Annotated in this window: 25 protein-coding genes; 11 read left to right on the top strand and 14 right to left on the bottom strand. The window is 43.8% G+C overall.

Going from position 1 to position 26,935, the window contains the following annotated elements; all coding sequences use genetic code 11:
• Positions 1-116: 116 nt before the first annotated feature.
• The 10 genes from tgt to pgpA all read left to right on the top strand — a co-directional run bounded on the left by tgt (position 117) and on the right by pgpA (position 8,955).
• Entirely contained in the window at positions 117-1,241 is a 1,125-nt protein-coding gene (gene tgt, locus Xmir_RS14635; RefSeq protein ID WP_099114953.1) for a tRNA guanosine(34) transglycosylase Tgt, read from the top strand.
• A 172-nt stretch (positions 1,242-1,413) separates the two neighbouring features.
• The gene (yajC, locus tag Xmir_RS14630) at positions 1,414-1,752 is read left to right on the top strand and encodes a preprotein translocase subunit YajC (RefSeq protein ID WP_047962359.1); all 339 of its coding nucleotides are present in this window, start codon (positions 1,414-1,416) and stop codon (positions 1,750-1,752) included.
• 28 nt (positions 1,753-1,780) lie between these two features.
• Positions 1,781-3,628 (top strand): protein translocase subunit SecD, encoded by a 1,848-nt coding sequence (gene secD, locus Xmir_RS14625; protein ID WP_099114952.1) that lies wholly within the window; start codon positions 1,781-1,783, stop codon positions 3,626-3,628.
• Positions 3,629-3,638: 10 nt separating this feature from the next.
• The gene (secF, locus tag Xmir_RS14620; protein ID WP_099114951.1) at positions 3,639-4,607 is read left to right on the top strand and encodes a protein translocase subunit SecF; all 969 of its coding nucleotides are present in this window, start codon (positions 3,639-3,641) and stop codon (positions 4,605-4,607) included.
• Between the two features lie 122 nt (positions 4,608-4,729).
• Positions 4,730-5,179 carry a transcriptional regulator NrdR gene (gene nrdR / locus Xmir_RS14615; protein WP_092549050.1) on the top strand — a complete coding sequence of 150 codons (450 nt, stop codon included), beginning with the start codon at positions 4,730-4,732 and terminating at the stop codon, positions 5,177-5,179.
• 5 nt (positions 5,180-5,184) lie between these two features.
• Complete coding sequence (ribD, locus tag Xmir_RS14610) at positions 5,185-6,306, top strand: bifunctional diaminohydroxyphosphoribosylaminopyrimidine deaminase/5-amino-6-(5-phosphoribosylamino)uracil reductase RibD (RefSeq protein WP_099114950.1); 1,122 nt, start codon at positions 5,185-5,187, stop codon at positions 6,304-6,306.
• A 98-nt stretch (positions 6,307-6,404) separates the two neighbouring features.
• Positions 6,405-6,875: a 6,7-dimethyl-8-ribityllumazine synthase gene (ribH, locus tag Xmir_RS14605; RefSeq protein ID WP_099114949.1), complete on the top strand. Its 471-nt coding sequence runs from the start codon at positions 6,405-6,407 to the stop codon at positions 6,873-6,875.
• Positions 6,876-6,903: 28 nt separating this feature from the next.
• Entirely contained in the window at positions 6,904-7,320 is a 417-nt protein-coding gene (nusB, locus tag Xmir_RS14600; RefSeq protein WP_099114948.1) for a transcription antitermination factor NusB, read from the top strand.
• A gap of 101 nt (positions 7,321-7,421) precedes the next feature.
• Positions 7,422-8,471 (top strand): thiamine-phosphate kinase, encoded by a 1,050-nt coding sequence (thiL, locus tag Xmir_RS14595; protein ID WP_099114947.1) that lies wholly within the window; start codon positions 7,422-7,424, stop codon positions 8,469-8,471.
• Positions 8,464-8,955, top strand: coding sequence for a phosphatidylglycerophosphatase A (gene pgpA / locus Xmir_RS14590; protein ID WP_099114946.1), 492 nt, complete (start codon positions 8,464-8,466; stop codon positions 8,953-8,955). The genes thiL and pgpA overlap by 8 nt, the downstream gene beginning before the upstream one ends.
• Positions 8,956-9,053: 98 nt before the next feature.
• Here the strand turns inward: pgpA and pcp are convergent, their stop codons facing one another.
• The 14 genes from pcp to xseB form a co-directional block, all read right to left on the bottom strand.
• On the bottom strand, positions 9,054-9,701 hold the full coding sequence (pcp, locus tag Xmir_RS14585) for a pyroglutamyl-peptidase I (RefSeq protein WP_099114945.1): 648 nt from the start codon (positions 9,699-9,701) through the stop codon (positions 9,054-9,056).
• 20 nt (positions 9,702-9,721) lie between these two features.
• Positions 9,722-10,741: a DUF979 domain-containing protein gene (locus tag Xmir_RS14580; RefSeq protein WP_208620445.1), complete on the bottom strand. Its 1,020-nt coding sequence runs from the start codon at positions 10,739-10,741 to the stop codon at positions 9,722-9,724.
• Positions 10,738-11,466, bottom strand: a complete 729-nt coding sequence (locus tag Xmir_RS14575) for a DUF969 domain-containing protein (protein WP_099114943.1) — start codon at positions 11,464-11,466, stop codon at positions 10,738-10,740. The genes Xmir_RS14580 and Xmir_RS14575 overlap by 4 nt, the downstream gene beginning before the upstream one ends.
• Before the next feature lie 695 nt (positions 11,467-12,161).
• The gene (locus tag Xmir_RS14570; protein WP_099114942.1) at positions 12,162-12,842 is read right to left on the bottom strand and encodes a helix-turn-helix transcriptional regulator; all 681 of its coding nucleotides are present in this window, start codon (positions 12,840-12,842) and stop codon (positions 12,162-12,164) included.
• A 626-nt stretch (positions 12,843-13,468) separates the two neighbouring features.
• On the bottom strand, positions 13,469-14,935 hold the full coding sequence (nhaC, locus tag Xmir_RS14565; RefSeq protein ID WP_099114941.1) for a Na+/H+ antiporter NhaC: 1,467 nt from the start codon (positions 14,933-14,935) through the stop codon (positions 13,469-13,471).
• Between the two features lie 38 nt (positions 14,936-14,973).
• Positions 14,974-15,975 (bottom strand): LacI family DNA-binding transcriptional regulator, encoded by a 1,002-nt coding sequence (locus tag Xmir_RS14560; RefSeq protein ID WP_099114940.1) that lies wholly within the window; start codon positions 15,973-15,975, stop codon positions 14,974-14,976.
• A gap of 151 nt (positions 15,976-16,126) precedes the next feature.
• A complete protein-coding gene (locus tag Xmir_RS14555) occupies positions 16,127-16,801 on the bottom strand; it encodes a helix-turn-helix transcriptional regulator (protein ID WP_099114939.1) in 675 nt (224 codons plus the stop codon).
• Between the two features lie 367 nt (positions 16,802-17,168).
• On the bottom strand, positions 17,169-18,395 hold the full coding sequence (locus Xmir_RS14550) for an MFS transporter (RefSeq protein WP_099114938.1): 1,227 nt from the start codon (positions 18,393-18,395) through the stop codon (positions 17,169-17,171).
• 17 nt (positions 18,396-18,412) lie between these two features.
• On the bottom strand, positions 18,413-19,126 hold the full coding sequence (locus Xmir_RS14545; RefSeq protein WP_099114937.1) for a 2OG-Fe dioxygenase family protein: 714 nt from the start codon (positions 19,124-19,126) through the stop codon (positions 18,413-18,415).
• A 12-nt stretch (positions 19,127-19,138) separates the two neighbouring features.
• A complete protein-coding gene (locus tag Xmir_RS14540) occupies positions 19,139-20,500 on the bottom strand; it encodes an ATP-grasp domain-containing protein (protein ID WP_099114936.1) in 1,362 nt (453 codons plus the stop codon).
• A 54-nt stretch (positions 20,501-20,554) separates the two neighbouring features.
• Entirely contained in the window at positions 20,555-21,724 is a 1,170-nt protein-coding gene (locus tag Xmir_RS14535; protein ID WP_099114935.1) for a KamA family radical SAM protein, read from the bottom strand.
• A gap of 309 nt (positions 21,725-22,033) precedes the next feature.
• A complete protein-coding gene (gene dxs, locus Xmir_RS14530; RefSeq protein ID WP_099114934.1) occupies positions 22,034-23,899 on the bottom strand; it encodes a 1-deoxy-D-xylulose-5-phosphate synthase in 1,866 nt (621 codons plus the stop codon).
• Between the two features lie 163 nt (positions 23,900-24,062).
• A complete protein-coding gene (ispA, locus tag Xmir_RS14525; RefSeq protein ID WP_099114976.1) occupies positions 24,063-24,995 on the bottom strand; it encodes a (2E,6E)-farnesyl diphosphate synthase in 933 nt (310 codons plus the stop codon).
• Between the two features lie 4 nt (positions 24,996-24,999).
• Positions 25,000-25,257 carry an exodeoxyribonuclease VII small subunit gene (xseB, locus tag Xmir_RS14520; protein ID WP_047962145.1) on the bottom strand — a complete coding sequence of 86 codons (258 nt, stop codon included), beginning with the start codon at positions 25,255-25,257 and terminating at the stop codon, positions 25,000-25,002.
• 229 nt (positions 25,258-25,486) lie between these two features.
• On the opposite strand from xseB, the gene thiI reads away from it, so the two are divergent.
• Positions 25,487-26,935, top strand: coding sequence for a tRNA uracil 4-sulfurtransferase ThiI (gene thiI, locus Xmir_RS14515; protein WP_099114933.1), 1,449 nt, complete (start codon positions 25,487-25,489; stop codon positions 26,933-26,935).

Here is a 26,935-nt window from a genome sequence, read left to right as displayed (position 1 = left end):
CCTTTAGCTGTGGTGGTTGAATGGAACGCTGCAACGTATACAGTGGCTTAATTAGCAATTAGAATGTGCTGTTTTATGTATAGCATCAGACTGTTTTTCTGATGTCTGGAGGTTAAGTGAAATTTGAGTTACAAAAGACGGACGGAAATGCCCGTCGTGGCCGCCTGATTTTTGAACGTGGCGTAGTGGAAACCCCGGCATTCATGCCAGTGGGCACTTACGGTACGGTAAAAGGCATGACACCGGAAGAAGTGAAAGAGACTGGTGCACAGATCCTGTTAGGAAATACTTTCCACCTCTGGCTGCGCCCAGGGCAGGAGATCATGAAATTGCATGGTGACCTGCATGATTTTATGCAGTGGCAGGGGCCTATTCTGACCGACTCTGGTGGTTTTCAAGTCTTCAGTCTCGGTGCGATGCGTAAAATCAAAGAAGAAGGCGTTCATTTCCGTAATCCAATCAACGGAACGCCTGTTTTCCTTAGCCCGGAAAAATCCATGGAAATCCAGTATGACTTGGGTTCCGATATTGTCATGATTTTTGATGAGTGTACGCCATACCCTGCTGATTGGGATTATGCGAAGCGCTCCATGGAAATGTCATTGCGCTGGGCTGCGCGCAGTCGTCAACGGTTTGATGAACTGGGCAATAAAAATGCCTTGTTTGGTATTATTCAGGGCAGTGTTTACGAAGATTTGCGTGATGTTTCCATAAAAGGGCTGGTGGAAATCGGTTTTGACGGCTACGCTGTGGGTGGTCTGGCTGTAGGTGAACCCAAAGAAGACATGCACCGTATTCTGGAACATGTTTGTCCGCAAATCCCGCAGGATAAGCCACGTTATTTGATGGGGGTTGGCAAGCCGGAGGATTTGGTCGAGGGCGTTCGCCGGGGTATCGATATGTTTGACTGTGTGATGCCAACCCGCAATGCCCGCAATGGTCATCTGTTTGTGACAGAAGGAGTCATCAAGATCCGTAATGCCAAACATAAAGAAGATACTTCTCCGCTGGATGAACATTGTGACTGCTATACTTGTCGCAATTATAGCCGTGCATATCTCCATCACCTTGATCGTTGTAACGAAATTCTTGGTGCAAGGCTGAATACAATCCATAATTTAAGGTATTATCAGCGTTTGATGGCTGGAATTCGTAAAGCCATTGAAGAGGACAGACTGGAACAGTTTGTTGAAGAGTTTTATCAGCGGATTGGCAAACCCGTTCCGCCGTTAACTATATAATTTGGCGTGACTAACCAGCCTCAATATGTGTAGCATATCGGGCTGGTTTTTGATCGGGCCACTGTCGATTTTCGGCAATCACGATTTTCGAGAAGTAAGATTTTCGGAAAGTAATATTTTTCGATGACACGATTTTCGGTAACATGTTTTCGATAACAATGAGGGAAATTTGATGAGTTTTTTTATTTCTGAAGCTGCGGCAGCTGCTGGTGCACCAGCACAAGCTCAGGGTAACCCATATTCTCTGATTATCATGCTGGTTGTTTTCGGTTTGATTTTCTATTTTATGATCCTGCGTCCACAACAAAAACGTACCAAAGAACATAAAAAATTGATGGATTCCATCTCCAAAGGAGATGAAGTACTGACTTCTGGTGGTTTGGTTGGTCGTGTCTCTAAAGTGTCTGAAACAGGCTACGTTGTAATTGCCCTGAATGATACCACTGAAATAACTGTCAAACGTGACTTCGTCGCTGCCATTTTGCCGAAAGGTACAATGAAGGCTATTTAATTTTCTGATTTTCCCGAAGGGAACTGCCGTGTTGAACCGTTATCCTTTGTGGAAGTATCTGATGCTGATCGCTGCGATCCTCATCGGTTTGCTTTATGCACTTCCCAACCTTTATGGTGAGGATCCGGCTGTACAAATCACTGGCGCGCGAGGCATCGCCGCCAGTGAAAAAACGCTGGACCAAGTCCGTAATGTTTTAGAAAAAGATCAAATCCAGAGCAAGTCCATTGCATTAGAAAATGGGGCTATCCTTGCTCGTTTTAACAGCACTGATGTGCAGCTCCGTGCTCGTGAAGCACTGGTTTCTGCATTGGGCGAACAGTATGTCGTGGCATTGAACCTCGCGCCTGCAACGCCTGTCTGGTTAAGGGCAATCAGCGCTGAGCCTATGAAACTGGGGCTTGACCTGCGTGGTGGTGTTCACTTCTTGATGGAAGTGGATATGGAAACCGCACTGAGTAAGTTACAGGAACAAAATATTGATAGCCTGCGCTCTGAACTGCGTGATCAGGGCATTGCTTATTCTACTATCCGCAAAATTGATAATTACGGTGTTGAAGTTCGTTTCCGTGATAACGATGCGCGTTCCAAAGCGGAAAGCTACCTTGAACCTCGCCACCGTGATTTAGTGTTCTCTACTGGCGCCAACAGTACTCTGAAAGTTGTCATGAGTGATGAACGTCTGCGTGAAGCCCGTTCTTATGCAGTACAGCAGAACATTACTATTCTGCGTAACCGCGTAAACCAATTGGGGGTTGCGGAGCCTTTGGTGCAGCGTCAGGGTGCAGATCGTATCGTCGTTGAACTGCCGGGTATCCAGGATACAGCCCGCGCTAAAGAGATCCTCGGTGCAACCGCAACATTGGAATTCCGTCTGGTGAATAGTAATGTTGACCAGAATGCAGCACTGTCTGGCCGAATTCCGGCTGATTCAGAATTGAAATATACCCGTGATGGCAGCCCTGTTGTCTTGTACAAGCGTGTTATTCTGACAGGCGATCATATTACTGATTCCACGTCCAGCACGGATGAGAACGGTTATCCGCAGGTGAATATTTCTCTGGATAGTGCGGGTGGCACGGCGATGTCCAATTTCACCAAAGATAATCTGCAAAAACCGATGGCAACGCTGTTTGTGGAATATAAGGACAGCGGTAAGAAAGATGCCAATGGTCGTGCGATCTTGGTTAAGAAAGAAGAAGTCATTAACATTGCCACCATTCAGTCACGTTTGGGTAACAGTTTCCGTATCACTGGCATCGGCAATCCTGCCGAAGCTCGCCAGTTGTCGCTGTTGCTACGTGCGGGTGCATTGATTGCACCAATTCAGATTGTCGAAGAGCGTACTATTGGGCCAACTCTGGGCTTGCAGAATATCGAGCAGGGTCTTGAGGCGTGTTTATGGGGCCTGATTGCGTCTATCTTGTTCATGATCCTTTATTATCGCAAGTTTGGTCTGATTGCGAGTAGTGCACTGCTGGCTAACCTGGTGCTGATCGTCGGTATCATGTCCCTGTTGCCGGGAGCGACGCTGACCATGCCGGGGATTGCGGGTATCGTCCTGACACTTGCCGTAGCTGTGGATGCGAACGTGTTGATAAACGAACGTATCAAAGAAGAGCTGCGTAATGGCCGTACGGTACAGCAAGCGATTCACGAAGGCTATAAAGGCGCGTTCTCCAGTATCATCGACGCAAACCTGACTACGCTGATTACAGCCGTTATTCTGTATGCCGTGGGCACAGGCTCTATCAAGGGCTTTGCGATTACTACCAGTATTGGTGTGGCGACTTCCATGTTCACTGCTATTGTAGGAACTCGTGCAATCGTGAACTTGCTGTACGGTGGCAAGCGTATCAATAAGTTGTCAATTTAAGGAGCACGTTGTGGCACAGGATTATACTGTTGAACAATTAAACTACGGGCGTAAAGTGATCGACTTTATGCGCTGGGACAACGTTGCCTTTGGGATTTCATTCCTGTTATTGATCGCTTCCATCGTGATAGTCGGTGTTCGCGGGTTTAACTGGGGGCTTGATTTTACCGGTGGTACGGTAATTGAGGTGAACCTGAGTAAGCCTGCGGATCTTGACAAGATGCGTGCAAGCCTGACACAGAATGGATTTGTTGAACCACTTTTGCAAAATTTTGGCAGCAGCCGTGATGTGATGGTTCGTATGCCGCCAGTGGAAGGGAATGCAGGGCAAGAACTGGGTAATAAGGTTATTTCGGTTATTAACCAGGATATCGATAAAGATGCCAAGGTTAAGCGTGTGGAGTTCGTCGGCCCAAGTGTGGGAAGTGAATTGGCACAAACCGGAGCGATGGCATTATTGGTTGCCCTGATCTGTATCCTGATCTATGTTGGTTTCCGCTTTGAATGGCGTCTGGCATTAGGGGCGGTTATCGCGCTTGCGCATGACGTGATCATTACATTGGGCGTTCTGTCGTTGTTCCACATTGAGATTGATCTGACTATCGTCGCATCGTTGATGTCCGTTATCGGCTATTCATTGAACGATAGTATCGTGGTGTCGGATCGTATTCGTGAGAACTTCCGTAAAATCCGCCGTGGTACGTCTTATGAAATCATGAACGTCTCCCTGACTCAGACTCTGAGCCGTACGATCATGACTTCTGCAACCACATTGTTGGTTGTACTGATGCTGTACATTTTCGGTGGTGAAATGTTGAAAGGCTTCTCACTGGCAATGTTAATCGGTGTTTCTATCGGTACAGTGTCTTCCATCTATGTTGCTTCTGCACTGGCTCTGAAGTTGGGCATGAAGCGTGAGCATATGATTCAGCAGAAAGTTGAGAAAGAAGGGGCGGATCAGCCTTCTATTCTTCCTTAACGATTTAGCATGATCGAGCTCTGATATCGCTTAAACACTCTGTGAGTACTTACTGACAGGGTGTTTTTCATCATCACTTCAAGGTACACTGTTACTCCTTCGGTTAACTGTCAGGAAACGATATGCATTGCCCATTTTGCGCAGCCGTTGATACTAAAGTTATTGATTCCCGTCTGGTTGGGGATGGCTCACAAGTGCGCCGTCGCCGTCAGTGCCTAGAATGTCATGAACGCTTCACTACATTTGAAATTGCAGAACTGGTGATGCCACGGGTCATTAAAAGTGATGATATTCGGGAGCCTTTCGACGAAGAAAAATTGCGTCGTGGCATGCAAAAGGCACTTGAAAAACGCCCTGTCAGCTCTGATGATGTGGAAACGGCGATTAGCCATATCAAATCACAAGTGCGGGCAACCGGTGAACGTGAAATTCCGTCCAAGATGATTGGAAATTTTGTTATGGATGCGCTGAAGAAACTGGACAAGGTGGCGTATATCCGTTTTGCATCTGTTTACCGCAGCTTTGAAGATATTCGTGAATTCGGCGAAGAGATAGCCAAATTACAAGACTAAATACCATGACACTCGATGAAATATATATGTCCCGAGCGCTGGAATTGGCGCAACAGGGGCGTTTTACAACTTCTCCGAATCCAAATGTAGGTTGTGTCATCGTTAAAGATGATCAGATAGTCGGGGAAGGTTTTCATTTACGAGCTGGTGAACCGCATGCAGAGGTTCATGCCCTTCGTATGGCAGGTGAAAAAGCGAAAGGCGCTACAGCTTATGTCACGCTTGAGCCATGCAGTCACCATGGCAAAACACCGCCCTGTGCTGATGCTTTGATTGCTGCGGGATTAAGTCGTGTTGTGGTAGCGATGCAAGATCCCAATCCCCAAGTGGCTGGACGCGGCTTGTATAAATTGCAGCAGGCGGGTATCACTGTCGAGCATGGCCTGATGATGGCGCAGGCGGAATCCTTGAATAAAGGTTTTCTTAAACGTATGCGTACCAGTTTCCCTTACCTGCAATTGAAACTGGGAGCCTCATTGGATGGCCGTACTGCGTTGGCCTCGGGAGAAAGTAAGTGGATTACTTCACCTGAAGCGCGTCAGGATGTGCAGAAATTGCGAGCGCAGTGCAGCGCCATTTTGAGCTCCAGTGCAACAGTATTGGCGGATGATCCTTCACTGACTGTCCGTTGGAATGAATTGGATGCTGATACGCAAGCGGTTTATCCCCAAGAACGTCTTCGCCAGCCAATCCGTATCATTACTGATAGCCAGAATCGCGTGACGCCACAACATCAAGTTATCCGGCAAACAGGGCAATGTTGGTTAGCACGTACTAACTTGTTGGATACTGACAAAGATGAACAGCAATGGCCTGATCACGTCGAACAAATTTTATTGCCGGCACATGGTGATGGTGTTGATTTGGTGTTGTTGTTGATGCAACTGGGTAAGCGTCAGGTAAATTCAGTCTGGGCGGAATGCGGCCCTGCTCTGGCCGGGGCGTTGTTATCATTGGGGCTGGTAGATGAATTGATCCTTTATATCGCGCCTAAGGTGCTGGGAAATAATGCCCGTGGATTGTTTGCTATTCCTGAATTGCAAAGATTATCGGATGCGCCTGAATTTACGCTGTTTGATGTAAAACAGATTGGCCCTGATGTGCGTCTTCGCTTGCGGCCGCTCTAGGTGTTTTGATTTTAGTATGGCCATAAATCAAGACGCAGAGAAAAAGAATGTGGTAAGATCCGCGCCCCTGCGGATATGAATAAGATATAAGGAAGGCTATGAACGTAATCAAAGGTGTTGTTGCAGCTCCTGAAGCACGTATCGCTATTGCGATTGCCCGCTTTAACAACTTCATTAATGACAGCCTGCTGGAAGGGGCCGTGGATGCGCTGGACCGCATCGGTCAGGTTTCTTCAGACAATATCACCGTAGTATGGGTACCGGGTGCTTATGAACTGCCGTTGACAGTCAAGGCACTGGCTGAGTCCAAAAAATATGATGCGGTTATCGCTTTGGGTACTGTTATCCGTGGCGGTACAGCCCACTTCGAATATGTTGCTGGCGAGTGCAGCTCTGGTTTGTCCAACGTGGCAATGTCCAGCGACATTCCTGTCACATTTGGTGTTCTGACGACTGAAAATATTGAACAGGCGATTGAACGCGCTGGCACTAAAGCGGGTAATAAGGGTGCAGAAGCTGCCTTAACCGCATTGGAAATGATTAATGTAATCAAAGCCATCAAAGGCTGAATTTTTAGTTTTAATTAAGGGGAATTTTGTGAAACCTGCTGCTCGTCGTCGTGCTCGTGAGTGTGCTGTTCAGGCAATTTATTCATGGCAATTATCCAAAAACAGCATTGCTGATGTTGAATTGCAGTTTCTGTCAGAGCAGGACGTAACTGGTGTTGATGTCACCTATTTCCGTGAATTGCTGTCCGGGGTAGCGGTCAATGCTACAAAATTGGATGCGTTGATGGCTCCTTATCTTTCACGCCAGCTCGAAGAGTTAGGTCAGGTAGAAAAAGCCATCTTGCGCGTTGCAATGTTTGAACTAAGCTTTCGTGATGATGTTCCCTACAAAGTGGCTATTAATGAAGGCATCGAACTGGCAAAAGTGTTTGGCGCTGAAGATAGCCATAAATTCGTGAATGGGGTGTTGGATAAAGCTGGCCCGGCAGCACGCAAGAAAAAGTGATTGCTTGCCAGGAGTTCCCCATTATAACTCGATGATTCTACTGATGAGGCCGGTTCCCCGGCCTTGTGTGCTCATCGTTAGTCACTTTTTGGAATTCTACTATGGCATGTGGTGAATTTGACCTCATTGCACGTTATTTCAATCGCCATGTTAGCCGCCGCCGTGATGTCAATCTCGGGATTGGCGATGATTGTGCGCTGATGACCGTTGCAGATAAGCAAGAATTAGCGGTGACTACAGATACGTTGGTTGCCGGCGTTCATTTTCTCCCTGACATCTCACCGGAAGATTTGGCCTATAAGGCACTGGCTGTCAATATCAGTGATTTGGCCGCTGTTGGGGCAGATCCCGCTTGGGCATCATTGGCTTTAACGCTACCTGATGTCAATGAGGATTGGTTAAAGCGATTCAGTGACAGTTTGTTTGAGCAACTGAATTATTATGGTATGCAGTTGATCGGTGGGGATACGACGAAAGGCCCCATGAGTTTGACGTTAACCGTACATGGTTTGGTTCCGGCGGGCAGGGCACTGCGCCGTGCGGGTGCGAAAAATGGTGACTGGATTTATGTAACCGGAACACTGGGGGATAGTGCTGCGGGGCTTGCTCTGTTGCAAGATCGCCTGACGGTGGAGGATGCAGCGATCTATAATTGGTTGGTCAAACGTCATCTCCGTCCACAACCTCGGGTTCTACAAGGGCAGGCATTGCGCGATCTTGCTTCTTCCGCCATTGATCTGTCCGATGGTTTAATTTCTGATCTCAACCATATTCTGACAGCCAGCCAATGTGGTGCGCGTATTAATCTGGATACGCTGCCTTACTCGGAAGCTATGCAGCAATATGTTACCCCTGAGCAGGCGTTGAAATGGGCGCTGAGCGGTGGTGAAGATTATGAATTGTGCTTTACTGTACCTGAGCTGAACCGTGGTGCGTTAAATATGGCATTGGCCCATTCTGGTGCGAGTTTTTGTTGTATCGGGCAAATCAGGCCTGAATCAGAAGGTATCCGCTATTTTAATCATAACGAAGAAATTGAGCTGAATCTGAATGGTTTTGACCATTTTAAAACTGATAAAAAACCTGTAGCACCACCTTGTTCAGCAGCACAGCAAGAGGAAAATGACCAAACGGAGGGAACGCATGGATGATGCAAAGCGCCGCTTAAAAATGAGCAATCCGTGGCATTTATTGGCTACAGGGTTCGGTAGTGGCTTATCGCCGATTATACCGGGCACGATGGGCTCAGTGGCGGCGATCCCTTTCTGGTTATTGCTGGTGCAATTGCCTGCATGGGGAATATGGGTAGCTATCTTGTTAGGAACTGTCATTGGTTGTGTGATTTGTCAAAAAGCTGCCGATGCCATGAATGTGGAAGATCCGGGTTGCGTGGTCTGGGATGAATTCATCGGTATGTGGATCACATTGATGGCAATTCCTGTGCTCAACTGGCAGTGGATTTTAGTAGGCTTTGTGGTGTTCCGTATTTTTGATATGTGGAAGCCGTGGCCGATTCGCTGGTTTGACCGCTATGTAAAAGGCGGAGTTGGCATCATGCTGGATGACATTATCGCGGCAATTTTTGCGGTTGTGGTTATCTGGCTGTTGAATTTCTACCAAATATTGCCTTTCTGATATATAACATTTCTAATGTCGCGTTTTTCTGATTAGCCACTGTATTCAGTGGCTAGTCTATTTCCTGTACTGATTTATTCTCTTAATGCGTACATTTCTTAGTGTATAGCGCCGCCCGTTACAACAGTATCAGATTTATTTTCCCATGCAGTTTCAATAGCTATTTTTAGTGCCATTGCCATCAATTCTAGCGTCATGCTTGGTGTATCAAAGAGGATTTTGGCTTGTTCTGGAAGATAAGGAACATGGATAAATCCTCCACGTGTAAGGGGGTAATTTTGTGTTAAATAATGCAATAAACCATACATCACATGATTGCAAACAAAAGTACCGGCAGTTTGGGAAACTGATGCAGGAATTCCTGCCTTCCTCAACGTATTAACCATAGTTTTGATCGGTAAGTTAGATAAATATGCTACAGGGCCACCGGAAATAACAGGAGTATCAATCGGCTGGTTCCCTTTATTATCGGGAATATTGGCATCATTGATATTAATTGCGACGCGTTCTACGCTGATATCTGCCCTGCCTCCTGCCTGCCCTACTGAAATCACCAATTCTGGCTGAGTCCGGTCAATAGCTGTATGGAGATGTTGCAAAGCGGTATCAAAAATACAGGGGAGTTGGCAAACTTCAATAATCGCATCAGCGACTTGGCAACCCTGTAATGGTTTGATGGCTTCCCATGATGGATTGATCCTATCTCCTCCGAAAGGCTCAAAACCAGTGACTAAAATAGTTTTCATGACGATTCCTTTTTGTTGTTTTATAAGAACATTAGAAAATAGAGCAAGAACACATTGGTAATAAGTAAAGCACATCCTGTGGGAATCTGAGCCTTGATAACGGCATTGCGATCAGGCAACTCTAACAGTGCTGCGGGAACGATATTGAAATTCGCTGCCATAGGTGTCATCAACGTTCCACAATAACCGGAAAACATCCCGATGGCCGCCATAACTGCGGGATTACCATCGTGCTGTAAAATCAGAATGGGGATACCAATACCGGCAGTGATAATCGGGAAAGCGGCGAAAGCATTTCCCATTATCATGGTCAGCAGAGCCATGCCAAAGACATACGTTACCACTGCAATAAAACGATTATCGACATACAAATAATTTTCAGTTAAGTGAGAAATCACCGTACCCACACCGGCTGCAGTGAATAACAATCCGAGAGTTGCCAAGATCTGAGGCAAAATAAATACACAGCCAATGGAATCCAACAGGCGGCGAGTTTCCTGTATAGGCTGTGTGATGGTATCGCGGCTCATGCGTAACGCGATAATTAATCCAATCAGGCAACCAAGAGTAATGGAAAAGAGTGTTACCAGCGTGGAGTGATTACCTTCACCAAATACAGCCTGCGGTAAGCCGGGAATGTGGTTAAACATTAGCACTCCTAGCACTGTGACGACAGGGATCAGCAGGGCGGGCAAAAATAACCGGTGACCAAGACGATCAGCACTTTCCTGCCGTTGTTCTGGTGTACGTTGGTGATAGTTTCCCAAACGCACTCCACCGAATCCTGCCAGCAGCGCCATAACAACGACCAGCACACCAACACTGATATGGGCGGTTTTCTGGGCGTGGGCTTCATCACTGATCCAGATAGCCGCCAGATGGCCGCTCCATTTCCCCACCAGGAAAATTAAACCATACAGTGCCCAGAATAAGCCTGTTGTTAAGCGGCGAGGGTTGGCTTTATCACGCCATGACATAATAGCAACAGCCAGTAAGAGCAGCCCAGCCAGCACATAGAGATATTGTAATTGAAACATTATCTTGCCTCCTTGCTGTTTGTACGGGCGTGATTCAAAGAGCTAAGTTCATTGGCAAGGCGGTAATCCAGGCGATACAGACGAACAGAATGGATAAGAAAAGCACAAATGGCAGTGGGAATACCCCAAAGGGCAATATGCAGCGGTTCGGTTTGAATGCCACCCGATTCCAGCATGAAATTGTGCATAAAAATAATTGCCCCAAAGGCGACAAAAATATCTTCACCAAAGAACAGACCTGTATTATCCGTTGCAGCGGACATAGCTCGAATGCGATGGCGGACTGAATCCGGTAATTCACCATATTGGTTTTCAGCCGCACCTTCTGCCATAGGCGCGAGTAAAGGGCGAACCATTTGTGGATGACCACCTAAACTGGTTAACCCCAATGCGGCGGTAGTTTCACGTATAAACAGATAGATAATTAATAACCTTCCGGTAGTGGCAGTTTTGATATGAGCAATCGATTTTTGGGCATGTTCTTTTAACCCATGTCTTTCCAACAGGCCAGTGATGACCAAGGGGAACAAAATTGTCAGCATCAGATTTAGTGTACTAATAAACCCTGAACCTAGCTTTTCCAGAATATCGACGAATGGCATTTGGGCTGACAGCCCAGTGACGAGGCCGGCAACGGTAACAACCAGAACAGGATTAAATCTGATGATAAAACCAATGATAATGACGGCAATCCCGATGAGGGGCCAAAAATTGATAGTGTGCTGCATATTCTACTTCTCCGTGAAAAATACGGTGTTGTTTTATTGTTGGTTTAAATGTGTTTATTGTTAATTCATTGTGTTTGTATTGTTGAGCAATAAATAGATTGCGATCAAAAAACAGGCAAGTAAAATCTGAATTGGATTGCAAAAATGGAATACAGATCACTCATTGAATGCAAAATGAGCTTATTTGGTGAGAATATTTTGCACATTATCTACAAATAAAGAGATATGTTTAGCGGTATCAGAATTCGAAGGAGAAATTCGATATGATGAATATAAAAAATATATTTCTGATAAATAGTAATATGATGCCAAAAAATTCCATTTTTGGAGTGATTGATATGTATTTGCGAGCTATTTCTTATTTAAGATTGGTTTTATTTTTTGCTTAGAGTTCGTAGTATCCCTCCTTTTATCATAGATAGAGAGGCAAATTTTTTATATTTGGATTAAAGGGAAGGTGTATGTAGAAAATTATTCTCAATTGGAATTTTATAATTCCTCAGATAATTTAGAATTAAAAAATTGTGGATACGATAAGAATAATAATCTTATTAACTGCTTTTATTCGCCTAAATTCCCAGGTGTATTTAATCTAATAATAGATATAGAATATTTGCTGACCTTTTTCTCGAAATATTTAATGCGTAATTTTCCAGCGGAGCGTTTATCAACGCTCTGCTATCTTTTTTCAAGATTCAAACTAATATGCGACTTTCAGGGCGTAGAAATCTTTCTGGCACATAAAGGTCGAAATTATTAAATCGACAGTATTCTTCTAATTGTTGACCAGAGTTAATTCCAATTTTTTTATATATTTGTGCTGTATAATTTTCCACAGTACGATAGGAAATATTTAATATTCTACCAATTTGTTTGCTGGTATATTTATGCAAAGAGAGGAAAATGATATCCCATTCTCGTTGGGTGAATAATTCAGTAGGTGGCTGAAACATAATAGAGGCAGGAAGTTTCCCATGGTATAGGCGGGTTAGTGAATAATCTTGGGCTTTCCATAAGTGGTATATAATCCCTATACATTCACCATTTTCATGGTAAATAGGTGATTTTTCGCAAAAATAAGATGATAATACTTTTGTTTCTCCCCAAATATGTGTTTCGAGTGAAGTGTATGATTTTTCTTCCTGCATTACCTTTTGGTCATGAAGAATATACTCCTTTGCAAATTCAGCGCCATCCCAAGGAAGTTCGTGATCATTAAGTCCTTCAAAGTTGAATAAATCAGAAAATCCTTTAATAGCATTTAATGCCTTGTTGCCATAAATAAAACAAGAGTTTTTATCTTTTATTCCCCAGGGATCGTTACTGGCTGCTAGTGTGTTAATTATTTGAGGGGAAATGATGGCAATGTCACTCATGTTATTATTCCTTTGCTACATTATATATATTGTAATGATGTAATAAATTTATTTAATATCCAATTTAGCTTATTAATTTCAATTGGGTGTTATATCAGGTGCTCTGATGTGCAAAATGTCATGCTTATCATTTTTTAAGTTGCCGCTTTGAATTTTCACTCAACTTTAATGCTGTTAATTTACCTTAAGGCGGAGTATTTTTATCAGAGTATTTTATACGCTTTCAATATGCTGAAAGATAGCTAAAATTTTAACTGCCTTATAGATTGTAAAAGAATCTATTTGGCTATTCTCAACCATTTTAATATTTTGTGTCAGTGTCAGCTTCAGGGGAAAGCCTGTAATAATATAAAAAGTTAATATGAAAATCTTAATAGGATATAAACATAGCAGTTTACTTAATCAAACAGAGAAATTGTGAATCTAACAAGATATGACTAAGTAGATATCTTAAATTTTCATTTTTACTTGATACAAATGTTTCATACAAAATGAGTATGAAAGAACCAAATAGCTGAAATTTTCTGCCAGAAAAAGTTCAGCTATTATCATAGAATTAAAATAGGGTTACTTTAAAATCCCACTTAACAGAACCTGTATTATGACGATCAATTATCTGCTTGAAATCAAATAGTTTCATGTTGTGTTTCTTTTTTCTTCAGGGAATTCTCTGGAGTGATTTCTGGTGTGGTTTTTGCAATACCGAAACCAGTAAAACCATAAATGAGAGCAAAAAAAACAGCAACATAGCACTGAATTGCCCAAGGTAGTAGATCAAGCGTACTGACACCTAGTGTCGTCGACATGTATATCCCAGCGGAAGTCCAAGGGATCAGAGGTTCAATAACAGTGCAACCATCTTCTATAGTTCGTGATAAATTTTTGTTATCCAGCCCCATCCGACGATAAGTATCTTTGAACAGTTCTGCCGGGATAAGGAGAGCTAGTTTTCCATCGCAGGTTGCCCCAGTTACAAGAATGGTTGTGGCTAGAGTTGCAGCAATAAGTTGCCCGGTTGTGTGAACAGAACGCAAAAGCTGGTTAATGATGATAGTCAGGGCACCAGTGAGTGTTAATGTGCCGGCAAATGAGAATGCACAAAATACAAGCAATATAGTACTCATCATTGAGAGCATACCACCGCGATCGAGCAAGCGAGGAACATCGCTAGCAATTCCGTTGATGTTATGTTCTTGGTCAGAAAACATTGAGAGATTGAAACCATCAATTAATACATTAAAGCCTTGTGTAAGGGTAAATCCCTGAAGGCCTACTCCGATCACAATAGCCAATGCACAGGCAGCCAGCATGATGGGGATTACCGGACGTTTTGTCATGGCTCCCCAAAAAATCAGTATTGGGGGTAAAATCAGCAATAAGTTGAAGTGGTAAAGGCTTTCAAAAGATTGAAGGATTTCTGTGATTTTTTCAGGTGTTGCCACGCTATTGGTTGAGCTTGTATGGCCTGCAATAAAAAAAACAAGGGCGGACCAAATAAAGCTTGGGATAGTGGTATACATTAAATGTCGAATATGACTGTAAAGGTCAGTATCAGTAACAATTGCAGCGAAGTTAGTTGAGTCAGATAGCGGTGAAATTTTATCACCGAAATACGCACCTGAAACAACCGCACCCGCTACTGCCGCTAAAGACACATTAAGGCCGGCAGCGACTCCCATTAGGGCGACGCCTACTGTTCCGGCTGATCCCCATGATGTACCAGTGCAAACTGAAATAACGCTGGTGATAAAGAAAGCGGCAATGAGTATATATTGAGGGCTAATCATCTTTAGTCCCCAGTAAACCATGTAGGGTATGGTTCCGCTGAACATCCAGGTGCCAATTAAGCCCCCGACACAAATTAGTATCATGATGACTGGTATTGCTTTGGCGAGCTTTGCCACAATGGCATCAATAATGTCATTCCAGCGATAGCCTTGCCAATATGCTAAGGCTGCACCTATTGCTGCTGATACAAGCAATAATGATTCAATGCGTAGATTTAGTTGGTCATAACCAATGATGAGTAGTAGGAGCATGGCTGCAATCGGTAGTATCGCGAGTCCCAGATTGAGCTTTTTCTTATCATCCATATTAAAATCCAGTCTAAGTTAACCCATTGAACTTAAGTCTATTCTATTAAAAAAACGGAATCTCTGATGATAAGTTTCGTTGAGAACATATTTATTTGTGGAAGCAGTTCTTTTTTGGCGTTGAGCTGTAATGCCAGATTGGCCGCTCGTTGCGCCATTTGTTCGATTGGATTATGTATGGTTGTTAAGGGCGGATAGAGATATCGGGCTGTGACTATATCATCAAACCCAACGATTGACAGTTGTTCCGGTAAGTTGATTTTCCGCCGGTGCAGGGATCGCATCATACCGGCAGCCATAACGTCGTTGAATGTTAATGCCGCAGTAAAATTGATGCCGCTGTCCAAGAGCTTTTCTGCTGCTTGTTCCCCGCCTTTTTCATTAAATGGAACGCTAATAACCCAATCATTGGGCACTGTGATACCCGCATCAGTCATTGCAGCATGATATCCCTCCAGACGGAGCCTTCTGTCATCTATCGGCAGATCTGTCGTTACATAAGCAATTTTTCGATGACCATTTTGGAGAAGATAGTTAGTAGCTGTCTGAGAAGCACTGACATTATCTAACCAGACACATCGGTTAGCGATAGCTGGGAAATATCGGTTGATAATCACTAATCCTGGGGTATGAGCAGCATAACGTAATATATCTGCTTCGCTCATTCTACTAATATGGGCTACTATTGCTTCACATCCTTGATTGATTAAAAAGTCTAGGGCAGATTTTTCAAGTTCAGCTTGATGCCCACCACTACAAACCATGAGCTTGGCTTCTTTTTTCCGGGCAATGTTTTCAACGCCACGAGCCAAAAGAGAAAAGAAAGGGTCAGCCAGATTGCCCGTTAGTAATCCCAACATATTCCCGGATCTTTTTGCCAATGCGAGTGCTGCTGAATTACGGTGGTAGTTGAACTCACGCATGGCTTTTTCTACACGTTCACGAGTTCCCGGTTCGACGTAAGCTGTATTATTAATGACACGGCTGACAGTGGCTACGGATACTTTGGCGTGATGTGCTACGTCTTTCATTGTGGCCATGCTCTTCCCCCAGCGGTTATATAAGATGAATATGACTTGAGATCATATCCAAAATTATTCAAATTATCATGAAAGGTTTCGTTGATTTTATTTCAAGTGAGTAATCTATCATGTTTTTTTGAATGGTTTAACCGAATTATAAATGTTGCCTTTAATATAGCAAAGCATGGTTTATGGATTTTAAATATTCAGGTGGGATATATAGATTATAATTATTTCTCTCACAAAGCGCTTTTAACTCAATAATCGAATTGATTGATAATTTTTCATAGATGATTTTAAAATATTTTTCCAGAGTGCGACATGATATTTTTAAATTATGAGCGATATCTTTGTTTCTGATCCCACGACAGAATAAAAAAATGATTCGCCATTCTTTTTCTGTCAATATATTGTTCGGAGGATTAAGATTAATAGATGTAGACATATCGCTTTTAATATAATGATGTACTGAAAAATGATTTATTTCTTTCGTATGACAAATAACGCCGATACATTGATTATCTTCATCCATCAATGGATGTTTTTCACAAAAATAGGGCTTTGTTTGTTGAACACTTCGTTGAAAATAAGCTGTGACAGATGATATTCGTTGCATAGATTGTAAGACCTGACGGTCATGATCTTCAGAAAGATGAACATAATGATTGAAGGAAATAGGTAATTCTTTTTCGGTATACCCGATAGCATCAAAATCTTCGGGTAAATTATTTAATTCAATAAATACCTTATTTGTATATATAAAACGCAGCTCCTTATCTTTTACAGACCATGAGTCATGACTCTTATTCCACATATTTGTTAACTGAGGGGTTATTTGACTCATATATAACCTTCAATAATTATTAATATTATAATATTCCTGTTATTTTCCAAGTCGTTGCTTTGTTGGTTTCACCCGTCAAGCTACATGTTTATCTATGTATTTTGGAATAACTTCAGTTCGAATGGGTTGCTATAGGCAGGATAACGAATTTATTTAAGATAGAACGTGAGAGGTGTTTGCTATCCATGTAACCGGTTTCATGAGGTATGAAAATGTGATCTTTATTGCAATTTTTGATATTGCTATTACTGAAAAAACAAGAGTGGTGTTGTTACCAGCTAACTCAGCAATTCATGCTGTTATCATCTGAAAATCAGCACCGCAGAGCCATTCTCTTAATCGGTGCTGATTATTACATTTCCAACAATTACACTTTGCTTGCAGTAAAGCGCTGGCTCCATAATAAGACCAGCACTAATACCGTCAGCGGTAATCCGTGGAATATCAGGATCACGATGGAAGGTGGCAGCCAGACGTAGAACGGGGCAACCAGTAGCATACCTATCCCAAAGCCCGTCATCTGCAACAGCGTCAGCAAACTAAAAATCGGCAGGCGTAAACTTTCCGGTTCGCTTTGTGCCCGTGAAATCAGGCTGACTTCCGCGATCCCATCACCAATACCTGCCCAGATTGCAAATGTCAGTAGCCAGAATACGTTGCTTTGTTGGAAGGTGAGAATAAACCCGGTCGACATCAGAGCGACACCGATAAAGAACAGTTTTTCCATCCTCAAGAGGTTGCGGCTACGCAGCAGATAGCTAGTTAATCTCGCGCCACTAAATTTCCCTATCGCCCATGTCGCCAGCAGTAATCCCATTGTGGTACTGGCATTATCGGGTGTCAGGAGTTTCGAAATGATGGGGAAACCAACGTTATGGGCGGCACTGCCTAGTGTGTCAGCCAGGCTGAGAAACAGCATTCCTGCCAGCATGGGAGCACTGCGCAAACCGAGGCGTAACTCACGCCATTCGTTACCCAGTTCTCTTGATGTTTTCTGCTCTGGTAAGGAGAGGAAACGCAAGGGGATAATCAGGATAGCCGCTAGTAGATAAGTGATGATATTGACGATGAATACCATTTCATAACCACTGCTTGCGACCAGCAGCCCCGAGACGAGGCTGCCAAATACAGCTCCTGTAGCAGCGACAGAGGTTAGCCAGGAATTAGTTGAAATGCGTTGGGAGGCGTGTACCCAATAGGGCAGTTGGCTGTTTAACCCGATAGCAAACATTGAGTTGCCTAAGCCAATACCGAAAGCAATCATCGGTAAGATCAGTAATTGCTGTGATGTGGGGATTACCAATAGCAGAGACAGCAAAATGACACGTACCAGATCAAAAAAAACCAGCGGCCACCTTCCCGCAAATCGTCTGAAAAATGGCGTTCCGATCAGGCTAGCGATGATACCGCCAGCAACACGGCAGGCAAGAAAAATACTGACGTGCATGACGCTATTACTGAGCAGGTAAACGTAGGTGGATAGCGCCACCATATTCAGGAATGCACCAAAATCAGAAACAAACCGGGCACTGACGATCAGTAAGGCATTAAGGCTTGACCAACGCAAATTCAAACTATTTTCCTGACTTGACATTATTATTAGCTCTCTTGTTATTCAGGAAGTTGCCGGAAAGTCACCAGCAAGAGATCCCGAAACGCCGCGTTTGTAGGAGATACTTGTCGAACATTGCTCGCTCGATGATAAAGTTGTTTATCATTTATTGCGAGTGTTTCAAGAAAGTGTCCCATCGCGGTATGTAATAAGGGGGGAGCTTCATGGGCGGTGGCGTGAACTTCGGAAATCACGGGTTCAGTATTGTGGCTTTGGATAAAGTGCATAAAAATCCAATCCTGACCATCCTGATGAATCCCGGAGGTCGTCGGGCTTTCTTTACCTGCCTGCGCTTTTACACGAAATTGATGAATATCAATCGCATAGTAATGTGCCTTTGTTAATCGATCACCTAAAATCGCAATATCTGTTGCAAGGATACCCTGCATAATCGGATGAGTGATAAACGCCTCTTCCGCATAGTTGAGTTGATTGGCCCCTTTTTTGTATTCAATGTCATAAGTGATGGATGAACGATATTCTGTGTCTCGATTGAGTTGAAGTGGGGTTCCTGTGTCGGGATGATAATAATAGCGCAGGATGCGCCTTTCTCTATGGGTGTAATCTTTAAAATTCTGATCTAATACCAATTGATTCCAATGTTCTTTAAATGTTCTTATTTCTTGTGGATCACAGAAAATAAATTCACTGAAATGGGGAATGTGGCAATAATGTTCGTTTATCAAACGTGCAGATATAGTTGCAATTTGCATCTCTTGGCTACCTTATGGAACAGGAACAATAATGGGGTTAACGTGCTCTATCATTTCTTGATGTAGCGCATGGGCATCGGAAGCATTGTCTACTTTTGCCCAGCATTTGAGCAGATAATGTTCTTCGGTTTCTGCATTGATGTAGCAGCCTGCGGGTTGCGGAATACATTCGATCACGTTTGGATGGTTTTTCATATGCTCAATGTTATTGATGCCTTGAAAATATCCGCTCTTTTCAGGGTACATGGCTAACATCGAATAATATTGTTTAGCCGTTGTAGCTCGCTGTTGGGCAAGGTTTATCCGTGTATCGATATCCTCTTCTTGCAAAAGAATGGAGAGGTATAGCTGGTACGGATCTAATTCAGCGATATCACGGAAAGATGAATTCACAAACAATCCACCAAGACGCGGATTAATCTCAATAACGACCGGGCCATCGTTAGTCATTCGGAATTCAAGATGAGCAATGGCATAGTTCAACCCGACAGCTTTTATACAGGCTATAGCATAATCTCTGATCTGTTCCTGCTCTGAAGGAGAAAACGATACTGGCGGGCAAATCAGTAGATTTTCCAGTACGGTGTTTTCTTTCTCAGTAAGGATGAGTTTTTCATTGATTAATACCGGATGTACCATGTGCTGGCTGATAGCACATTCGACTGTGCCTTCTACACCATCAAGGTATTCTTCCAATAGCAGGCTTTTGCCCGGTATGCTGATATGTTTTTCACCCTCTAAGGTGAGATATTCCTGTTTATCCCCCATAAAATCGATGTAAACCGAGTGATTATAGTGAGTTGTAAATGCGTGATAATGTGCTTTAAGTTCCGGCCAATCACGGCATTTTTTGATAAAGGCAGAAGCTGCCCCAAAAGGGGGTTTTGCAATTAAGGGGTAGCCAACCTTCTTGGCTTGTGAATAGAGTTCTTCTTCGTTGTGGCACAACGCATGACGTATTGATCTGACACCATGCTTTTGCAGAGCCTGACGCATTAAAAATTTATTGTTGCAAGCTGCAATTGCGGAGGCTGACGCATTTGGTACGCCAATGCTGTGACAAACTTCCGCAACGATACAGCCAACTTGACCGTGGGTAGAAGCTTGTCCCGCGTAACATAAAATGCCGCGCAGGGTGTAGGTCTGCTGCAAGGTGGCGACAAGTGTCTGTAAGGCTACCTGTGTCAGTGATTCCAAATAGAAAACATCGTCGCTATCTATGTAAAGACGCTCTGCGCATTGGCGTCCTTGCAGTGCTGCCGTTAGGCAAACCATTCCCCTCTTTTTAGCTGCGGCAAAATGGGTTTCCCGATATTTATAACGTGGAATTTTGGCATCATCGATATCCACAAACAAAATTGCGTTTGGTTTCATTTGGCACCCTTGAAATAAATAGGTTTTATCATTTACTGAAAAGTAATGGATAATTTAGTTATCCAACCACTCACATTGCTCGTTTTGCCAGTTGATAAAACGGTAATAACGTTTGCCGTCGATAGTTTCAAAATGAGGTATCTCGTCTGGGCGAGTAAACAAAGGCACGGTGAATTTTCCTTTCATATGTGGCAGGACATATTCTGGTAAGGCGATGTTGGAAACTCGGCGTTTGAGTTTGTTCATGATGACGATGGCATCGTTGATTGATGCTTTATATTCCGATGAGCCGGGAGAGAAAGGCATAAAGTGGTAAAGGTAGTAAGGTTTTACCCCCATGCGGTACAGATCGATAAACAGTTTGTGGAGGGTTTCTTCACTGTCATTGATTCCGCGCAGGAAGGGCATGTTAGAAAAAACAATCGGCACGACGCGTTGAATGCGGCGCACGGCAGACTGAAATTCTTGGCTTAACTCAAATGGATGGCAAACATGAACACCAAAGGCGTTGACGCGGTGTTTTTTCAACGTCTCAATGAGAGCATCAGTAATTCGGTAAGGATTGAATGTCAGAGCACGGGAATGCACACGGATCAGCAGATCTTCTCTAATCTCCCGAATAGCAGCCAACGATTCATCTAGTTTGTTATCCGTCAGCATTAACGGATCACCACCGCTCAGGATGACTTCTTCCACCGAAGGCGTATTTTTAATGTATTCGAGCGATTGTTGAAAAGAACTGCGCCCGGCATTCGATTTGCCTGAATCAACTTTCAATGTTCTCAGGGCTTCAAAACAGAATTGGCAGTAAGAATTACAGGCGTTGACCATCCGCAAAATAACTCGATTGTCATATTTATGCTGGCAGATAGGGGTTTTCATCTCATCATTGAGCTCCCAATTTTCAGATTCGCCATCGTAACCATTGAGTTTTTCTTCGTTCCAGAACGGAACGACTTGCCGCCAGAGAGGGTTTGTTGTGATATCGCCAGATTGGTTGGTGGCTAAGATCCTGCTGAGGTAGTAGGGGGTGATTTGTATTTTCTGGCCTTGTAAATTTTGTTGAATACGTTGCGTGATTTCTTCATTCCATCCGCCACAGGCAGTCCGTAAAGATACTTCATCACGTAATGCGTTTTTTTGTTGCCAGCGCCAGTCGAGCCAATTTTTATCAGAGTCAAATAAGAGCTGCTGTAAGTGGGGGACTACATTGATATTATTCATTATATACAATCTCAATATTTATTAGTGTTATTTAGTTTCTATTGTGTTGCATAGATAACAGACATAATAACCATGCTAATTTAATGGTTATCATTGTGTTAATTTTTAGTCAAATGAATCTCTGTTATTTGAGAGCTAAAGAAGAATTTAAGAGATTGGTGCATTAAATTTTAATTCTTATAATGAGTTTTTTGAATGTGTTAAGGGATTAAATGAAATATCTCAATAGAAAAATTTGGTAGGGTAAATATTGATGTGGAGAGAAGAATGGATGAGTGTTTAACAAAACACTCATCCGAATATCAGAGATTATTTAGCCAGATATTGCTCGATACTGTTTTGAATACCTGCCGCATCCAGACCCAAATCAGCGTGAAGCTCTTGCTGTGTTCCTTGTGGTATAAAATAATCCGGTAAGCCAAGGTTTAATACGGGAATCGGCCGTTTTTCCTGCATCAGAAGTTCGTTAACGCCACTGCCTGCACCGCCCATAATGGCGTTTTCTTCCAAAGTCACCAATAAATCATGGCTGGCCGCCATATCCAGTACCAGCTCTTTATCCAGCGGTTTGACGAAACGCATATCGACAACCGTTGCATCCAGGTTTTCAGCCGCTTGCAATGCGTAAGGCAACAATGTACCAAAGTTAAGGATCGCAATTCGTTCTCCCTGACGACGGAGTACGCCTTTACCTATTGGCACTGTTTCCAGTGGTTGAAGTTCGGCTCCGGTTCCTGCGCCGCGAGGGTAACGGACGGCTGTAGGGCCTTCTTGATAGTGATGTCCGGTATGCAGCATCTGGCGACATTCGTTTTCATCGCTGGGGGCCATAATCACCATATTTGGGAGACAACGCAGGAAGGATAGGTCGAATGCCCCCTGATGGGTTTGCCCATCTGCACCAACAATGCCGCCACGGTCGATGGCAAACAGCACTGGTAAATTCTGGATGGCAACATCGTGGATCACCTGATCATAAGCGCGTTGCAGGAAGGTGGAATAAATGGCGACAATTGGCTTGTAGCCACCAATAGCCAAACCCGCGGCAAAAGTGACGGAATGTTGCTCGGCAATCGCGACATCAAAATACTGTTCAGGATATTCACGGGAGAAACGAACCATGCCGGAACCTTCCCGCATGGCCGGGGTGATCGCCATCAGTTTTTTGTCATGGACGGCTTCTTCACACAGCCAGTCACCGAAGATCTTGGAAAATGTCGGGCGAGTATCCACACTTTTGGGCAGGGAGCCCGTTTTTGGATCGAATTTGGGAACTGCATGCCAACTGATTGGGTCTTTTTCCGCCGGCGCATAACCACGGCCTTTTTTGGTCATGATATGCAGGAATTGTGGCCCTTTCAGTTCACGCATATTTTTTAAGGTTTGGGTCAGCGCCAGTACGTCATGACCATCAACAGGCCCGATGTAGTTAAACCCAAGTTCTTCAAACAGTGTTCCCGGAACAACCATGCCTTTAAGGTGTTCTTCGGTTTTTTTCAGCAACTCTTTGATGGGGGGCAGGTTGGAAAAGACTTTTTTACCGCCTTCACGCAGCGTTGTATACAGCTTGCCCGACAGCAATTGTGCCAGATGGTTATTCAACGCCCCGACGTTTTCAGAGATAGACATTTCATTGTCATTGAGAATAACCAGCATATCAGGGTCAATATCCCCTGCATGGTTCATGGCTTCAAAAGCCATGCCCGCCGTGATGGCACCATCGCCGATCACACAAACGGTTTTACGGCCTTTACCTTCGTGCCTTGCCGCGATTGCCATGCCCAAACCGGCGCTGATTGAAGTGGATGAGTGACCCACACATAAGGTGTCATATTCACTTTCATCCCGCCACGGGAAAGGGTGCAGACCATTTTTCTGGCGAATAGTATCGATGCGATCACGACGTCCGGTTAAAATTTTATGTGGGTAGGCTTGATGGCCTACATCCCAGACCAAATTGTCAAAGGGTGTTTTATAAATATAGTGAAGTGCGACGGTTAATTCGATAGCGCCAAGGCCGGAAGCAAAGTGACCACTGGAGCGGCTGACACTGTTCAGCAAAAATTGACGCAGTTCATCGCATAACTTTGGCAAAGTGTCTTTGGGTAGCAGGCGAAGCTCTTCTGGAGTCTCCGCCAATGCCAATGTTGGATATTTCGCTATATCAATGCTCATGCTATGCCTGTATAAAATGCTATACCCGTTAGAAGTTGAATATTAAGAACCCTCTATTATCTGTGTGTAATTTTCGGGTTCGCCCCATAATACGTTCTTATTGATTATTGGGTTTTTAGATAACTAATGACCATATTAATTGGTGATTAATATGGCCTGTTTTTTAGCTGTTTCTCTCAATGATAAAACCAGCCAGTTCTTTTAAGGTTGTGGTGTTATATGACTGCTTTTCCAGCTCTGTGAGTGCGGCGATCGCTTCTTCATACAGATCCCGGGCCTTTTTCTGGGCTTGTTTCAGACCCAATAAGGCAGGATAGGTGCTTTTGCCGAGTTGTTGGTCGTTGCCTTGACGCTTGCCGATAATCTCAGTATTGCCAATGACATCCAAAATATCATCATGTACCTGAAATGCGAGGCCAATGGCTTGAGCATATTGATCCAACAAAGGCAATACATCATGACCACGTTGCCCTGCACTATAAGCCCCTATCCGGGCGGCTGAGCGTATCAATGCACCTGTTTTATGCCGGTGGATCTGCTCCAGCGAGGCAAGGTCGATTTGTTTACCTTCTGCTTCTAAATCCAGTGATTGTCCACCACACATCCCGGCAAAGCCACTGGCACTTGCCAGTTCAGCGATCATGGCAAGGCGGTCGGATAAGGCAACATCCGGCATATCTTGTTTTGCTAGAATTTCAAAGGCCAGTGACTGTAAAGCATCCCCCGCCAGAATGGCCTGACTTTCACCAAATTTGATATGGCAGGTGGGCTGACCGCGGCGTAAATCGTCATTATCCATGGCAGGTAAATCATCATGGATCAATGAATAAGCATGGATACATTCTAATGCGAGGGCAGCGGCATCAAGACCCTTTTTGGGGAGACCGAACATTTCGCCCACACTGTAAACTAAAAATGGGCGTAGCCGTTTTCCACCCAAGACTGCCCCATGTTGCATTGCTGTGCCTAACGGGCTGTTTAAAAAGGGTAATGAAGAAAATGTCGCCATCAGCTTGTCATTGACATGTTGCTGACAAGCACGCAATTTTTCCTCAAAAGAGTGTTCTTCAAAAGGCGTCTCGTATTGTTCAGACATAAATTTACTCAGCATCGGACGAAAATTCATCAAGTGGCGATTGTGCGTCATGATTCAATAAAATTTGCACTCGTTGCTCCGCCTGCTGGAGAGTTTTCTGCCCCTGTCTTGCAAGTTGAATTCCGCGTTCAAATTCATTCAACGCATCTTCTAATGGGAGTTCCCCGGATTCCAGCCGAATAACAATTTCTTCCAGCTCTTTCAACGAGCTCTCAAATACTGGCGTTTGTTCGGTTTCTGATGTTTGATTTGCTTTAGACATAATGACTTAACGTATGGTTATTTAACGAATTACAGCAAAGCAAGTTCGCTACAGAATTGCAGAGTACCCTACTACACCAAGAGAAATAAATCATGTGTTACCGCTGTTTTTTTTACAGTCGATCTAGCGAGATGATGTTATACTCTGCACCCTATCCAACTGAACACTTAAGAACAATCATGGACATTGTTTGTGATAGTTCAACATTGAATGACTACTATATCTTACTATGAAGTTTATCATTAAATTATTCCCAGAAATCACGATCAAGAGCCAAACTGTCCGTTTACGCTTTATTAAAATTCTTGCCAGCAATATCCGTAATGTGCTGAAAACATTTGGAGAAGGCATTGCTGTTGTTCGTCATTGGGATAATATCGAAGTTCGGGTCAAAAATGATAATCTCGGTGCAGAAATTTGTGACGCACTAACACGTATTCCGGGCATTCATCATATCCTGCAAGTAGAAGAGAGAGATTTTCGTGACTTGCATCATATCTTTGAACAAACTTACGAAACATATGGCCATTTGTTGCCCGGTAAAACGTTTTGTGTTCGTGCCAAGCGTCGCGGCAAACACAGTTTTACATCCAATGAAGTAGAACGCTATGTTGGTGGTGGTTTGAACCAGCATATTGAATCCGCCAAAGTTAAGTTGACTCATCCCGATGTGACCGTCAACTTGGAAATTGATCAGGACAAATTGATTCTGGTTAAAGCCCGTCATGAAGGTATCGGTGGCTTCCCTATCGGTACACAGGAAGATGTGCTGTCACTCATTTCTGGAGGGTTTGATTCCGGCGTTTCCAGTTATATGTTGATGCGTCGTGGCTGTCGTGTGCATTACTGTTTCTTTAATCTTGGCGGCTCTGCCCATGAAATTGGCGTGAAGCAGGTTGCTCATTATTTGTGGAACCGCTTTGGGAGTTCTCATAAAGTCCGTTTTGTTGCTGTCGATTTTGAGCCTGTTGTCGCAGAAATTCTGGAAAAGGTTGAAGACGGGCAAATGGGCGTTGTTCTGAAAAGAATGATGGTCAGGGCGGCCTCGAAAATTGCTGAGCGCTACGGTGTACAGGCGATAGTCACGGGGGAGGCATTAGGGCAGGTTTCCAGCCAGACTTTGACTAATTTAAGGCTGATTGATAATGCTTCAGATACGTTGATCCTTCGTCCTCTGATTTCGCATGATAAAGAGCACATTATTAAATTGGCTCGAGAGATTGGTACAGAAGATTTCGCCCGTACCATGCCAGAATTTTGTGGTGTGATTTCAAAAAGCCCAACCGTGAAAGCAGTTAAAGCCAAAATCGAAGCAGAAGAAAACAATTTTGATTTCGAGGTGTTGGAGAGGGCAGTGAGTGAAGCTCAGAATCTGGATATCCGCCAGATTGCAGAGCAAACCAGCGAGCAGGTTGTGGAAGTGGAAATGGTGACGGAATTTTCCTCCAATGATGTGTTGCTGGATATCCGCTCTCCAGATGAGCAGGATGATCGCCCGCTAAGCATGAATGATATTGAAATTCAGTCATTACCTTTTTATAAGCTGAGTACCCAGTTTGGCGATTTGCCGAAGGAAAAAACGTACTTGCTCTATTGTGAACGTGGCGTGATGAGCCGTTTACAGGCTCTTTACCTGCGTGAACAAGGTTTCGAAAACGTGAAGGTGTATCGTCCTTGA

Source organism: Xenorhabdus miraniensis (assembly GCF_002632615.1).
This window is presented reverse-complemented; position numbering and strand designations above follow the sequence as displayed.